A 13,167-nucleotide genomic window follows, 5' to 3' on the forward strand; every position below is an offset into this window, starting at 1 on the left:
GCATCTGTTGTGACTCTACTTTTCGTTACTGCCTGCACCATGACGTGCTCATCGAAGCGCAGGTCAATGCAACTTTTGAATGCATGGCGGCTGTGTTGGACAGCCGCAACGCAGGCGATCCGCCCTATCAGCCGATGGCAATCAGCGACGGCGTGAAGGTCTGCAATTGGCTTGATTCAATAGCTATTGGCGTAATACTGGCAGAGACTACTGACCAAATTAACTTGAAGAGTTAATGGAAAAAAGAACGGCGCCCTCGGGCGCCGTTCTTTCAGGGCACTGCGGCTTGTTCACACCAGAAAGCGTTGCGCCAGCAGCACCCAGTAGGCCGCGCCCACGGGCAGGTTGGCATCGTTGAAGTCGTAGCCTGGGTTGTGCACCATACAGGCGCCGGCGCTGTCGCCATCGCCGTTGCCGATAAACAGATAACTGCCGGGCACGCGCTCCAGCATGAAGGCGAAGTCTTCACTGCCGGACACGGCCGGGCCCTGCAGGGTCACGCGCCCGGCGCCGACCAGCTCCAGCGCCACCTCGCGGGCAAAGGCGGTTTCGCCGGGTGTGTTGACCAGCACCGCGTAACCGGGCCGCCAGGCTATCTGCGCCTGCACCTCAAAGCTTTCGGCCTGCGCGGCGATCAACGCCCTGATGCGCTGCTCCAGCTTGCTGCGCACCTCTCGGTCCAGCGCGCGCACGCTGAGCTCCAGCGTCGCGCTTTGCGGGATCACGTTGTTGGCCTTGCCGGCGTGCAGCGCGCCCACCGTGACCACCGCCATCTGCAGCGGGTCGATGTTGCGCGAGACGATGGTCTGCAGCGCCATCACGATGCTGGCGGCCGCCACAACGGGGTCGGCCGCGCGGTGCGGCATGGCGCCATGACCACCCACGCCGGTCAGCGTGACGGTGGCGTAGTCTGACGAGGCCATGGCCGGGCCTTCGCGCAGCACCAGCCGGCCCTGCGGTATGCCGGGCATGTTGTGCATGGCGAAGACCGCATCGCAGGGGTACTTCTCGAACAGGCCGTCGTCCATCATGTGCAGCGCGCCGCCGCCGCCTTCTTCGGCCGGCTGGAAGATCAGGTTCAAGGTGCCGGAAAAGCGCCCATGCTCGGCGAGGTGGCGCGCGGCGGCCAGCAGCATGGCGGTGTGGCCGTCGTGGCCGCAGGCGTGCATCACGCCCGCATGGCAACTGGCGTGCGGCAGGCCGGTGGCCTCGTGGATGGGCAGGGCGTCCATGTCGGCGCGCAGCCCGAGCCGGCGCTGGCCGTCGCCACGCACCAGCCGGCCGACCAAGCCGGTGCCGCCCAGGCCGCGCTCGACCGCGTAGCCCCAGCCTTGCAGCTTCTCGGCCACCAGGGCCGAGGTGCGGTGCTCGTCGAAGGCCAGTTCGGGGTGGCGGTGGATGTCGCGCCGCAGGCCGATGAACTCATCGGCCTGCGCGTGCAGTTCTTCAAGCAAGGGGCTCATGGGCGTGCCTCACTGCGGCTGCAGATTGATCGATTTGGCGATACTGCGGTAGCGCGCGGTCTCGGCCTCGAAGAACTTCGCCGATTCGGCCAGCGACAGGGGCGGCGATACCTGGGCCGCCTGCGCCTCCAGTTGCGTGCGCACAGAGGTATCTTTCAGCGTCTCGCCGATGGCCTTGTGCAGCCGCTGCACCACGCTTTCCGGCGTGTTCCTCGGCACCATGAGGCCGCTCCAGATCTTGTACGAGAAGTTCTTCAGCTCCTTGCCTTCGCTGGCGGCCGGCACGTTCTTCAGCAGCTCGGACCGCTGCGCGCCCAGCTGGCCTATCACCTTGAGCCGGCCCTGCTCGGCCAGCGCGCCCATGCCGGCGCTGTACACCAGCACGGCGAAGTCGACCTGGCCGCCGCCGATGTCCTGCAGCAGCGGCGCATTGCCCTTGTACGGCGCATGCGTGAGCTTGATGCCGGCGACTTGCTGCACGTTCTCGAGGATCAGGTGGTACAGCGAGCCTATACCCACGCTGCCGTAGGTCAGCGGCTTGTCGCCCGACTTGCGCGCCAGCGCGATCAATTCGTCAACGCTGTTGGCCGGCAGGTCCTTGCGCGCGACGAACACCATCACCGACTCGGCCACCGGATGCACCAGGCGGAAGTCTTCGGCCTTGAGTTTGACGGCCGCGTTGGCCAGCGGCGAAAGAATCACCTCGTTCGGCGACCCCTGGAACAGGTAGTAGCCGTCTGCGGGCGCCGCCAGCACCTTCTGCGCGGCCAGCGCGCCGGCGACGCCGCCCAGGTTTTCCACGATCACCTGCTGGCCCAGCTCCTTGCCCAGCGGCACGGTGAAGATACGCGCGATCGCATCGGATGGCCCGCCCGCCGGGTAGGGCACCATCAGGTTGACCGGCTTGGTCGGGTAGGTTTGGGCGAGGGCGCCGCCGGTGGCCAGCAGCAGACCTGCCAGCAGGGCGCCGAATTTCTTGAATGTGTTCACGGGATGTCTCCTTGGAATGAGTGCATGGGGGATGCACTTGAGGATGCTAGACATCCCGAACTAATGTGTCCAATGCATTATTTTTGTGATTAGTATTCGTATTACTCATTCAATTCGCCTGCACCATGAACCTCCAACACCTCGAACACCTGCTCGCCGTGGCCGAGACCGGTTCTTTCAGCCGCGCTGCCGAGCAGCAGCATCTGACGCAGTCGGCCCTGAGCCGCAGCATCCAGACCCTGGAAGGCGACCTGGGCGCGCGCCTGATCGACCGCACTGGCAAGCGCAACGAGCTCACGCCGCTGGGCCAGGCCGTCGCCGTGCGCGCCCGGCGCATGGTGTTCGAGGCGGCCGAGCTGCGCCGCAGTGCCGAGCTGCTCAAGCAAGGCGACCTGGGCGCCATCCGCATCGGCCTAGGTTCGGGGCCGGGCGTGATGCTGATGACGCCGTTTCTCGTATACATGGCCCAGCACCATCCGGGCGTGCAGGTCAGCGTGTCGCCGGGCGCGACGGAGTTGCAGCTGATGCTGCTGCGCCAGCGCACACTTGACGCGCTGGTCATCGACGTTCGCCGCATCGCGCCGGCACCCGACCTGGCCATCGAGAACCTGACCGAACTGCGCGCAGGCTTTGTCTGCCGCAGCGGCCACCCCTTGCTGCAGGCCGGCAGGCCCGTGTCTTTTGACGAGATGCTGCGCTACCCGCTGGCCTCGACGCCGCTCAGCGCGGAAGTGGCGCATAGGCTGGTCAACCGCTTCGGGCCGCGGGCCGACCCGCAGCAGGCCGTGAGCCTGCGTTGCGACGACATCACGAGCCTGATCGAAACGGTCAAGGCCTCGGACGCGATCTACCAGGGCATCGTGGCGGCTGCACGCGCCGGCATCGAGGCTGGACAGCTGGCCGAACTGGCGACCGAGCCGCCGTTGGCCATTGGCGCGCGCTTTGCGTTCGTCACGCTGGCCGGGCGCACCGAGGCGCCGTCGATGGGTTTGTTTCGCCAGTTTGTGGCTGAGCGGCTGCGCGACTGAATGTCAGCAGACATCCGATCAGGTGCAACCCAGCGGCAGCATCGGGCCGCTGCTGCATGCATGGCACCGAGTCCCGGCGCGGTTCCCGTATCAGCTTGCTGTCGCGCCGGACTTCTTCACGAGCTCGGCCCAGCGCGCGATCTCGGACTTCATGTGCGCCGCGAGTTCTTCGGGCGAGCTGCCCACGATCTCCATGCCGAGCTGGTCGGTCAGCTTGGCCGCCACGTCCGGCATCTTCAGGATTTTGACAATCTCGACATTGAGCCGCTGCACGATGGGCTGCGGTGTTCCCTTGGGCGCATACACCGCCTGCCACGAGGCCATCTGGAAGTTCTTGATGCCCGCTTCCATCATGGTGGGCAGGCTGGGTGCCAGCGCCATGCGTTTGGGGGTGGTCACCGCGAGCAGCTTGAGCCGGCCGGCCTGGGCCAGCGACACGGCGGCCGTCATCTGGTCAAACATGAAGGTCACCTGGCCGGACGAGACATCCAGCATGGCGGGCGGTGTGCCTTTGTAGGCGATGTGGGTGAGCGGCACGCCAATCAGGTCGGCAAACATCTCGCCGGCCAGATGGGTCGAAGTGCCCGCGCCCGAGGAGGCGAAGTTGCGCCGGGACGGTTCGCGCTTGAGCAAGGCCACCAGGTCCGCCACCGAATTGATGCCCAGGTTGGGGTTGACGATCAACACATTGGGCAGCATGGCGACCAGTGCCACCGGCTCAAAGTCCTTCACGGGGTCGTACGGCAGGTTTTTGTAGAGGCTGGCATTGATGGCGTGCGTGCTGATGGTGCCACCCAGCAGCGTGTGGCCATCCGCCCTGGCCTTGGCCACGTAGGTCGCGCCCACGGCACCGGCGGCCCCCGGCTTGTTGTCGACGATCACCGGCTGGCCCAGTATTTCGGCCAGCTTCTGCGACAGCGTCCGGCCAATCACGTCGGTGGAACCACCCGGCGTGAACGGAACAACATAGGTGATGGGCTTTGAGGGCCAGCCCGGGGTGGGGAGGTCCGCGGCGCTCACCGTGGCCGGCAATGGGAGCAAACCGCCCAGGCCCAGGCCACCCAAACCAAGAACGGCCTTGCGGCGAGAGAGATGTGTCGTCATCACGGTTTCCTTATGAAGAGCGTTGCATACAGGCAACAAGATAGATGCGCCGAAAAACAGAATGTTAGCGCTAACAATTTATTATAAAACACGAACCTGGCGCACTCAGGTCAGGCGCTGCCTCTTTGGATGATGGAAAACCCGATATCGCGCACCGGGGGGCCGACATCGCGGTTTGCCACCCGGTCCAGAATGAAGTTGGCGGCCTGCCGGCCGATGGCGGTGCCGTCGATGCTTACGGTGCTCAGTTGCGGATAGGTGAAGGCGGCGAACGGCAGGTCGCCAAAGCCCATCACGGCGATATCTTCCGGCACGCGCAGCCCGGTGGCGTGGGCCTCGGTGATGACGCCATGGGCAATCACGTCGGAGCTGCAAAACACCACGTCAAGGCCGGGATGGCTGGCGCGCAGCTCGGCAAATCCGGCCCGCCCGTTGCCAAGCGAAGACGGCGACGGCACCACACACGCCGGAATGCCCGGCACACCCAGCTCGGCAAAACGCTGCTCGAATCCGACCCGGCGCCGCGTCGCGCGCTCATCGCTGGCACTGACGATGCCGGGCCGGTGAAAGCCTCGCCCATGAAGGTAATCGGCCACCGCGGCGCCCACTTTCTCGTGGGAAAATCCCACAATCATGTCGAGCGGCGTGGGCGTGATGTCCCAGGTTTCAACCACAGGTATGCCGGACGCCAGCAGGCGCCGCCGCCCTTCGGCGGAGTGCATGATGCCGATCAGCACGATGCCGTCGGGCCGGCGCCCGATGATGGCGTCCAGCAGGGCGTCTTCCCGCGCGCCGCCATAGCCGCTCTGGCCCAGCATCAGCTGGCAGCCAGCCTCGGCGAGGGCATCGGTCAGCGCCTGGATGGTTTCCAGAAACACCGGTCCGGCGATCGTCGGCACCAGCGCAGCCACCAGCCGGCTCCGGTTCGATGCCAGTCCGCCCGCGACAAGATTGGGCACATAACCGCTGCGCGCGATCGCGCCGCGCACGCGCTCCAGCGTGTCGGGCGACACGGCGGCGGGCGTGTTGAGGGCGCGCGAAACGGTAATGGCCGACACGCCGGCAAGCTTGGCCACATCATTGAGCGTGATGCCGCCCGTGCCTGGCCTGGCGGCCCGGCCTGGCTTTTTCAGGGAATCCATGCGCTGATGTTAACGCTAACTTGCACGGACCTTGACTGCTGGCCCAGCGCCAGGGGAGATACGTGGCGCAGGCGGTGACGGCAACCCTGAACATGCCGCAAGGGGATATCCGGCAAGGAAAAAAGAGAGGCCGGTTAAGAGAGGCCGGTTTGTCTGTGTAAAGTAGAAACCAATTGAAACACTTTGCAAGTGTCGCAATGAATTGGCCGTTGCCCTTTAACCTCGGAGCTCTCCGTTCAGGCATTGGCGGTTGCAACCAGCCCGGCTGAGTGTCATTATCCAAAAAATTTTCCCGCAAACCCGCTCTAGATGGCCTCGCAACCTGAAGTTCTTCAATCCTGCATAGAGGAAGCCGCAAAAGCAGCCAAGCCGGCACTGGAACGCTGCATCGAGGATGCAGTTGCAGCGCTGGAGCTCGCGCAAAGTCAAAGTGCCAGTGCGGCAGAGCGCGAGGAACTCACTGCAGCCTGCCGCGCCTTGCTGGAACACAAGACAAACTGGAGCACGCAGTACAGGGCCGACCTGCTTGTGGTTTTCAGGACCCAGGCCGCAGAGGCAGCGCAAGCGACCTTGACGCCGGCCGGTGTATCGCCGCGCAGCCCGGGCGTCGCCTCGACAAGCTCGCTCTCCTCCATCGAAGCGTTTTCGCTGGTCGAGGACGCCGATGTGTCCCTGGCGATTGAGTCGTCGCGGCTGCTGCAGCTGGTTTTACCGGCGGTAGAGCAAAGCCTCGCTGAACTCAACACGCTGATCAGCGCCGTACAAGGCCTGCCCAATGTGCGGCCTGAACTCAACCCGCTGCGGCCGGAGGTCTTTGCGCAGACGCTTCAGCAAATGATTTTTGCGGCGCCCGTCGATCGGGCCGTCTGCACACTGTGGATCAAATACCTGGCCGCCCCGCTCGGGCGCGAACTCAAGCTGGTGTATGAACGCCTGATCAACCAGCTTGAGCTGGCCAATGTACAGGGCGCTGGCTACCGCGTGCTGCAAACACCTGCCAGTGGCGGCAGCAAAAGCAGGGGCAACCCGCAGACAGGGACCGGCCAGGGCGCTGGCCGCGCAGAGGAGTCGTTCCGCCCCCCGCCGGTCGGCTATGTGTCTGACGAGCCCCTGCGGCCCTCGCAGTTTGCCGACCTGACCGACCCCGAGGTCAAGAGCGACCTGTTCCATGATTTCCTGTTCAATGGCGCAAGCAACGCCCAGCGCGGCCTGGCACCCGCCTACTACGACAGCATTGAAGAAGAACTGAAGGCGCTGAAAGCAGCGCGCGAGACGGCACAGGCTCCGCTGGAGTCACGCTCTGCACCGCTTTCCGGCTATCAGAAAGTGCCGGCCGTCGACCGCCCCCAGCGGGTGGTCGATGAACGCAGCCAGCTGAGCCAGCAGGTCTGGGGCGCTTATGGGCGCCCCAGGGAACGCGACATTGTCCGGACCCAGCTGAAGAAGGAAGCCAGGCAGGTCGGCCAGGTGATGGGGCTGGAGGTGGTGCGCAAGCTGGTCAGCCATGTGGCACAGGACCCGCGCCTGCTGGCGCCGGTACGCGAGGCCATCGTGGCGCTTGAGCCGTCGCTGATGCGACTGGCCATGGTGGATCCGCATTTTTTCAGCGACGAGGACCATCCCGGCCGGCGCCTGATGGAGCGCGTGGCCCAACGCAGCTTCAGCTACAACGACGAGTTCAGTACAGAGTTCTCGGAGTTTCTCCAGCCGGTCATACGCGCCTTCAACAAACTCAACGGACGGGACATCCAGGACGCCCAGCCTTTCGACTCCGCGCTGGCCACACTGGCCCAGCACTGGGACGAACAGGACCAGTTCGAAGCCAAAAACCGCGACAACCTGCTGCAGGCCCTGCGATTTGCGGAGGAACGCCAAACCCTCGCCGATGAGATTGCCCTGGAGCTGAGCAGGCGTTCGGACCTGGGGGATGTACCGGCTCTGGTACTGGACTTCCTGTTCGAGTCCTGGGCGCTCGCCATGGCCCATGCCCGGCTCACCGACACGCGCAATCAGGTCGACCCGGAAGGTTTTGGTTCGGTGGTGCCCGACCTGCTGTGGAGCGTCAAACGGGAAGTGACCCTGAAGCGCCCCGCCAAACTGTTCGAGATGCTGCCGGGCCTGCTGGGCAAACTTCACGCCGGGCTGGCCTTGCTGGGCCAGGACCCGCGCGAAAGCGAGACATTCTTTGAAGAGCTGATGAAGCTGCACCGGCCGGTACTCAAGCTGCGCCGGCTCAAGAGCCAGCGTGACGCGGAGGAGTCCGGTGCCATGCCGCTGGAGCCTGAAGAAGCCCCGGCCCCCACATTCATCACCGACACCAGCACCGAACCCCGCCAGGCCCGATCAGCCGCGCCCCCCTGGCTGGGCCGCGATGACCTGGATGCTGCCGGATTTGAGGATACGCTGCCCACCGCGCCCGGAGAACTCGCGCCGCTGGAAGACGACACCCCTGCCGTGGCCGAGTCAGCGACAACCGACGATCCGGCCGGGACCCCAGAAACACAGCCGGCGCAGCAGCAGGGCGTTCCATCTCCAGCAACCGGCCCAGCCATCGCCCCGGCCGAAGCCGAGCGCCTGCTGCGCGGCCTGCAGGCGGGCCACTGGGTCGACCTGTATTCCAAGCACCGCTGGCTGCGCGCCCAGCTGATCTGGGCCGGCACCAAGGGCACGCTCTTCATGTTTGTGAGCCATGGCGGGCAACCCCATTCCATGACACGGCGAAGCTGCGAGCGACTGATCCGGGACCGCCTGCTGCGGCCCGTCGATACCCAAGGCGTGGTCGGCCAGGCGCTCGACGCGCTGGCCCTGGAGGCGGATGCCTCCGCCGGCGCGCCCGGGGATGTCTCGGCACCAGCAGACCTCATGAACGCTTGAGCGCCTGAGCACTTAAGCTCGCAAGCGCTTTTTCCTGGTCCGCCAACCCGCAAGGTTGCGGTATGGTCGGCGCTAACGACCTCGACCGGCATGCAGGGGCCAGGGTTTCCTGAAACAATTTCAGGTGTAACGCCCCTGAACTTGTCACAATAATTCCTCTCTGATCGAATCAGATCGAATCATGAAGTCCAGCCACCCACGGCCCCCACCCTTGCCCGGCGGCCCACCGGTCGATGATCCCGACGAGCCGCCCAGCCTGCCGGTGCAGCCTGACGACAGGGACCTGCCCGCGCCGGGCATCCCCGACGACGAAGATCCGGTCCGCAAGACGCCACTTTGAGCCTGACGGAGACATCCGCCACGGCGTGTCCACCCGCTGCCTGTCCGCCCGCTCCTTGGTTCCGCGGAGCAGGATACACATGGATGCAGATCGCAGCGATAACTTCCAGTTCCCATCGATGGAAAGGCCTAGACTGGGGCTGCCGACGGCTTTCCGTGAGAGCCAGCAGGAGGTAGCTCGTTGCTTCAAAAAGATCTGTCTCTGGCCAACCGGCTGATCTCAGCACTGCCAGCGTACGAACGCGCGATGTTTATCGAACATAGCGAACTGGTGGAACTCAAACCCCAAACCGTGCTGACAGAAGCTGGCCAGTTGTCCGAGCACGCCTACTTTCCTGTGGAAGGCTTTGTGTCGATCATCCTGCCCGTGGAACAAGCCCACGCCCCGGGCCTTGGCATTGCCCTAGTGGGCAACGAGGGCATGTGCCACACCTCGCTGACGCTTGGCGTGGAAATCTCTTCGTTTACCAGTCTGGTGCAAGGCGCAGGGCGGGCCTTCAAGATCCACCGTAATGCATTGCGGCTGCGGCGCACTGAAGATGCCTGCCTGCGGACTGTCCTGCACCGCTACGTCGACGTTTTTGCAAGCCTCATGGCACAGCAGGCGGCCTGCCTGCACTACCACACGGTACCGCAACGCCTGGCGCGCTGGCTGCTGATGACACGTGACCGGGGCCATTCCCGGGAGCTCTTTCTCACCCATGAAACGCTGGGCCTGATGGTGGGCGTGCGGCGCGAGAGCGTGTCGCAGGCAGCCAGCATGTTCCAGAACAATGGACTGATCAGCTACAGCCGGGGCTACCTGATGCTGCTCGATGAGGCCAGGCTGGAAGCACAAGCCTGCCCCTGCTACCGGGCCGACCTGATGGCCTACGATCGCAAACTGACGCAGCCGCTGAAGGCGCTTGAGGACAATTTTCCGGGTGGCCCGCCCCGGGCAGGCGCGGCCCTTTTCTAGTGTGGTGTTGCATGCTTGATGGCGGATGCAGCGCAACGCTCCCGACTCACGGAGCAGCAGGCGCGGTGACCAACTGGCGTTCAAGCCTGCCAGACGCCATAGCCGGACTCCCGCAAACCAATGCCCAGTTCGACCTCCATGTCACGTGCACCTTCGTATGGCATGGGGTTGTACATGGCGTACAGCTCGGGCATCAGGCGCACACCAAAATCGCGCACAAAGCGGTTCGACTGGATGCCTGCCTTGTGTTTGTCAAAGCGTACGTCCGGATCCAGCCCGGTCATGCCGACATACACAAAGGGCCTGCCCAGCTGGTAGTCGGGGTTGGCGCGGCGAAACCGGGCTGCATCCCAGACCTTGGGCGCCAGCTCGATCACATACACGCTGTAATGGTGGCCACGTGGCTTGCCGGGCATGGAAGATGGAAACAGTGTGGGCACACTGTAACGCATGCTGCGGCCGTCCCGTCAGCTGCCCGAGGTCACCACCAGGTGGATGAAATGCAGTTTTCCCACCACATTAAGGGGCAACGCAAATGGATAGAAGTCGGGCTGACCCATGCTGCGCGACATTTCGTTGAGCATGGTGGTGAGCCGCGTCCAGTGGTTCAGGAATGCCAGGAACTGCCCCGCCTCGGGATGCTCCGGCTGATACAGGGCGTCAAGGGTGAAGGGCGTGAACTCCAGGTCGAAGCGGTCCACGCTCAGGCCAAAGCTCAGTGCGGTGTCAATCGCATCGCGCATGTGCAGGTAGTGAGCCCAGCATTCGGCCCAGTCTTCCCACGGGTGGGCGCTGGCATAGGCGCTCACGAAATGCATGGGCCAATCCGGCGGCGGACCTTCGTCGTAGTTGCGCTGCAGGCTGGCCAGGTAATCCAGGGACTCATCGCCAAAGAGCCGGCAAAAGCCCTCATGCCAATGCGTGCCGGCGATCAGGCGGCCCCAGTAGTAGTGGCCGACCTCATGGCGCAAGTGCCCCAGCAGCGTCCGGTAGGGTTCGCGCAGGGCTTTGCGCACCGCCTCCCGTTGGGCATCATCGGCTTCGTCAATGTTGAGCGTGATGAGGCCGGTGTCGTGGCCGGTCACGATGTGCGGGCCGTTCATGGGTGAGCGCAAAAAATCAAACATCAGGCCGTGCGCGGGGTCCTCGCTCATGCGCGACGCCACGGGCAGCTTCAGGAGGATCAGCGACGACACCAGGCGGCGCTTGGCCAGCTCCACCTGGCCCCACAGATAGCCGTTGTCCGGCAGGGCCGGATCGGTGAGGTCAGGGATGGTGCGGTTCAGCCTGCAGGCCCTGCACATGTTGTGCGGGTCTTCGACGGCGATCAGCCAGTTGCAGGAAGCCGGTGTCGAGAGATTCAGACAGCGCTTGTACACCGGCGAACCCGTTCCATCCGACACGGTCCTGGGAATGCGTTGCCCAGGCGCCACCGTTTCGGGTCTGGCGGATTCCTGCCCCGGGATGTCCTGCAGCAACGGCGGGTGCGCGTCGTCGGGCGGCGGCGCTACCGGCGCGGCCTGCGCCTGCCACTCCCGCCAGCTGCCTTCCCAGGGCCCCGGCATGAGGGGCAGCAACATGCCGCGCTCAGGGTCATAGCCCAGCGGGGTCCCGCAAGCCAGGCATTTGCTGTTGCGGAAAAAGACCGGCTGGCCACATTGACAGCGGTAGTTACGCCCGGCCCGCAGGGGCAGGGGTTGATCCGCAGTGTTTGAAAACGTATTGAATGACAAGGACATTGCCCGCTAACGAGAATGGGGAGGTGCAGGGAAGTACAGGGCCCTGCGCTTCAACCGCATCCAGTGTCCCACGTTTGCTTGCGGCGGCCTGAGGCCGAGGGCCTTGTGCGCGTGTAAGCGCCTGCTGACATAAGCGATAAGCGATAAGCGGCATTGAGCACATTCCAGGCACAAACCAAAGCACAACGGTCGAATCCCGAGACCGTTCCTGTTTTTTTTTATTTCCCCGATGTCTGCAGGCGCGGCATTTTCCGCAGACTTCCGCCTGCCGGCCTGCCCTTGCTTTTATCATCTACCCATCCTCCACTACCACCCAAGGAACCCATGCCCACATACCATGTAGAAATGATGGAAGGCCGCACCGTTGAGCAAAAGAAAAAGCTGGTGGATGCCATCACCCGCGTCAGCGTCGAGATTCTCGGCGGCCAGCCCGATTCGGTCGACATCATCATCACCGACATCAAGCGCGAGAACTGGGCCACCGGCGGCAAGCTCTGGTCCGAACCCAGAAGCTGAGCGTCAGGAAATTTTCAAGTCCGTCCGTATCCCCTGCCTCGCTCGCCGACCGGCAGACGCGCTGCGGCCGGCATGCAAGTTAGTCGCTTAATAGCTTGCAGCGCCCATCTCGCCCGGGCTAGGGCCCGATTGATGCCTTGACCCGGTAACCCAGCCGCAGCGACACATCCGCCGCCGCCTGGCGCACGGCGCGGGCGATATCGGAGTCCCAGTTCGCTGGAAAATTGTCCTCATGCCCCAATGCCGTGATCACCAGTACGGCTTTGCCCTCGTGATCAAAGGCGGCGGCGCTGAAGGCATTGACGCCGGGAATCGGACGACCTGCGGCGCGCACCACGCCATGCTGGCGCAGTTCCGCCTGAATATCCTGGATTTCCTGGGCCACGTCTTTTACGGCGCTGCGGTCGAGCCGCCGTGGGCCATCGCCGAAAGCGCCCTGCATGGCTTGCTCCAGTTGATGCCGGGGCAGCGTGGCGGCAAAGGCCCGTCCAGTAGCCGTGCCCAGGATGGACATGACCGTTCCCATGCGCATGCTGACATGCAGCGGCTGGCTGGCCTCGATATAGCGCACGATCGTCGGGCCGAAATTGGCCCACACCGCGATGGCCACCGTCTGGTCGATGGCCAGCGCCAGCGCCTCGGCAATCGGCGTGGCGGCTTTCAGAGGATCGAGCTGATGCAGGCAGCTCAGGCCCACCTGCAGCGCCGCCGCGCCCAGCGCGTAGCGGCCCGTGACCGCATCCTGCTCGATCAAGCGCAGCCTGCCAAAACTCACCAGATAAGTGTGCGCGCGCGACGCCGGCAGGCCGGCCTTGGCCGCCAGATCCTTGAGCGTCATGGGGCCCGGGTGCTCGGCCAGCGCCAGCAGCAATCGCCCGCCGATCTCGACCGACTGCACGGCCCGCTGTTCTTTATGTTCTTTCTGGTGATCGTGTTCGTCCTTGTCCATGACTGGCTTCCCGGTTGAGGTGGTGAAGGGGTGGCTGGCGGCCACAAGCGCCAATCATTTCACAA

General features: G+C 64.4%; 12 protein-coding genes. 5 read left to right on the forward strand and 7 right to left on the reverse strand.

The annotated features are described in order from the left end of the window. Positions 1 to 44 precede the first annotated feature (44 nt). Positions 45 to 236, forward strand: a complete 192-nt coding sequence (locus BPRO_RS29795; RefSeq protein ID WP_157045855.1) for a hypothetical protein — start codon at positions 45 to 47, stop codon at positions 234 to 236. A 54-nt stretch (positions 237 to 290) separates the two neighbouring features. Here the strand turns inward: BPRO_RS29795 and BPRO_RS22620 are convergent, their stop codons facing one another. Both BPRO_RS22620 and BPRO_RS22625 read right to left on the reverse strand, forming a co-directional pair. Beyond that, a complete protein-coding gene (locus tag BPRO_RS22620; RefSeq protein WP_011485397.1) occupies positions 291 to 1,463 on the reverse strand; it encodes a M20 aminoacylase family protein in 1,173 nt (390 codons plus the stop codon). 9 nt (positions 1,464 to 1,472) lie between these two features. Further along, on the reverse strand, positions 1,473 to 2,507 hold the full coding sequence (locus BPRO_RS22625; RefSeq protein ID WP_011485398.1) for a tripartite tricarboxylate transporter substrate binding protein: 1,035 nt from the start codon (positions 2,505 to 2,507) through the stop codon (positions 1,473 to 1,475). Positions 2,508 to 2,578: 71 nt separating this feature from the next. Here BPRO_RS22625 and BPRO_RS22630 point away from each other — a divergent pair, with 71 nt between their 5' ends. Beyond that, complete coding sequence (locus BPRO_RS22630) at positions 2,579 to 3,481, forward strand: LysR family transcriptional regulator (RefSeq protein ID WP_011485399.1); 903 nt, start codon at positions 2,579 to 2,581, stop codon at positions 3,479 to 3,481. 90 nt (positions 3,482 to 3,571) lie between these two features. On the opposite strand, the gene BPRO_RS22635 is transcribed toward BPRO_RS22630, so the two are convergent. Beyond that, entirely contained in the window at positions 3,572 to 4,585 is a 1,014-nt protein-coding gene (locus BPRO_RS22635; RefSeq protein ID WP_011485400.1) for a Bug family tripartite tricarboxylate transporter substrate binding protein, read from the reverse strand. Between the two features lie 110 nt (positions 4,586 to 4,695). Then, positions 4,696 to 5,727: a LacI family DNA-binding transcriptional regulator gene (locus BPRO_RS22640; RefSeq protein ID WP_011485401.1), complete on the reverse strand. Its 1,032-nt coding sequence runs from the start codon at positions 5,725 to 5,727 to the stop codon at positions 4,696 to 4,698. A 309-nt stretch (positions 5,728 to 6,036) separates the two neighbouring features. Here BPRO_RS22640 and BPRO_RS22645 point away from each other — a divergent pair, with 309 nt between their 5' ends. Beyond that, positions 6,037 to 8,601 (forward strand): DUF1631 family protein, encoded by a 2,565-nt coding sequence (locus tag BPRO_RS22645; protein WP_011485402.1) that lies wholly within the window; start codon positions 6,037 to 6,039, stop codon positions 8,599 to 8,601. 586 nt (positions 8,602 to 9,187) lie between these two features. After that, entirely contained in the window at positions 9,188 to 9,898 is a 711-nt protein-coding gene (locus BPRO_RS22655; protein WP_157045856.1) for a Crp/Fnr family transcriptional regulator, read from the forward strand. Positions 9,899 to 9,978: 80 nt separating this feature from the next. Here the strand turns inward: BPRO_RS22655 and BPRO_RS22660 are convergent, their stop codons facing one another. Both BPRO_RS22660 and BPRO_RS22665 read right to left on the reverse strand, forming a co-directional pair. Further along, entirely contained in the window at positions 9,979 to 10,314 is a 336-nt protein-coding gene (locus BPRO_RS22660; RefSeq protein ID WP_041389025.1) for a hypothetical protein, read from the reverse strand. A gap of 51 nt (positions 10,315 to 10,365) precedes the next feature. Beyond that, entirely contained in the window at positions 10,366 to 11,637 is a 1,272-nt protein-coding gene (locus BPRO_RS22665) for a zinc-binding metallopeptidase family protein (protein WP_011485405.1), read from the reverse strand. Between the two features lie 324 nt (positions 11,638 to 11,961). Here BPRO_RS22665 and BPRO_RS22670 point away from each other — a divergent pair, with 324 nt between their 5' ends. Further along, positions 11,962 to 12,153 carry a 4-oxalocrotonate tautomerase gene (locus tag BPRO_RS22670; RefSeq protein ID WP_011485406.1) on the forward strand — a complete coding sequence of 64 codons (192 nt, stop codon included), beginning with the start codon at positions 11,962 to 11,964 and terminating at the stop codon, positions 12,151 to 12,153. 118 nt (positions 12,154 to 12,271) lie between these two features. On the opposite strand, the gene BPRO_RS22675 is transcribed toward BPRO_RS22670, so the two are convergent. Then, positions 12,272 to 13,102 (reverse strand): IclR family transcriptional regulator, encoded by an 831-nt coding sequence (locus BPRO_RS22675; protein WP_011485407.1) that lies wholly within the window; start codon positions 13,100 to 13,102, stop codon positions 12,272 to 12,274. Positions 13,103 to 13,167: the final 65 nt, after the last annotated feature.

The organism is Polaromonas sp. JS666, from assembly GCF_000013865.1.
In the GTDB taxonomy this organism is placed as follows: Bacteria; Pseudomonadota; Gammaproteobacteria; order Burkholderiales; family Burkholderiaceae_C; genus Polaromonas.

Excerpts from the sequence above, each read along its gene's own strand:
- BPRO_RS22620 (WP_011485397.1), bottom strand. The coding sequence starts at position 1,463 with ATGAGCCCCTTGCTTGAAGAACTGCACGCGCAGGCCGATGAGTTCATC.
- BPRO_RS22625 (WP_011485398.1), bottom strand. The coding sequence starts at position 2,507 with ATGTCTAGCATCCTCAAGTGCATCCCCCATGCACTCATTCCAAGGAGA.
- BPRO_RS22630 (WP_011485399.1), top strand. The coding sequence starts at position 2,579 with ATGAACCTCCAACACCTCGAACACCTGCTCGCCGTGGCCGAGACCGGT.
- BPRO_RS22635 (WP_011485400.1), bottom strand. The coding sequence starts at position 4,585 with ATGACGACACATCTCTCTCGCCGCAAGGCCGTTCTTGGTTTGGGTGGC.
- BPRO_RS22640 (WP_011485401.1), bottom strand. The coding sequence starts at position 5,727 with ATGGATTCCCTGAAAAAGCCAGGCCGGGCCGCCAGGCCAGGCACGGGC.
- BPRO_RS22645 (WP_011485402.1), top strand. The coding sequence starts at position 6,037 with ATGGCCTCGCAACCTGAAGTTCTTCAATCCTGCATAGAGGAAGCCGCA.
- BPRO_RS22655 (WP_157045856.1), top strand. The coding sequence starts at position 9,188 with ATGTTTATCGAACATAGCGAACTGGTGGAACTCAAACCCCAAACCGTG.
- BPRO_RS22660 (WP_041389025.1), bottom strand. The coding sequence starts at position 10,314 with ATGCCCGGCAAGCCACGTGGCCACCATTACAGCGTGTATGTGATCGAG.
- BPRO_RS22665 (WP_011485405.1), bottom strand. The coding sequence starts at position 11,637 with ATGTCCTTGTCATTCAATACGTTTTCAAACACTGCGGATCAACCCCTG.
- BPRO_RS22670 (WP_011485406.1), top strand. The coding sequence starts at position 11,962 with ATGCCCACATACCATGTAGAAATGATGGAAGGCCGCACCGTTGAGCAA.
- BPRO_RS22675 (WP_011485407.1), bottom strand. The coding sequence starts at position 13,102 with ATGGACAAGGACGAACACGATCACCAGAAAGAACATAAAGAACAGCGG.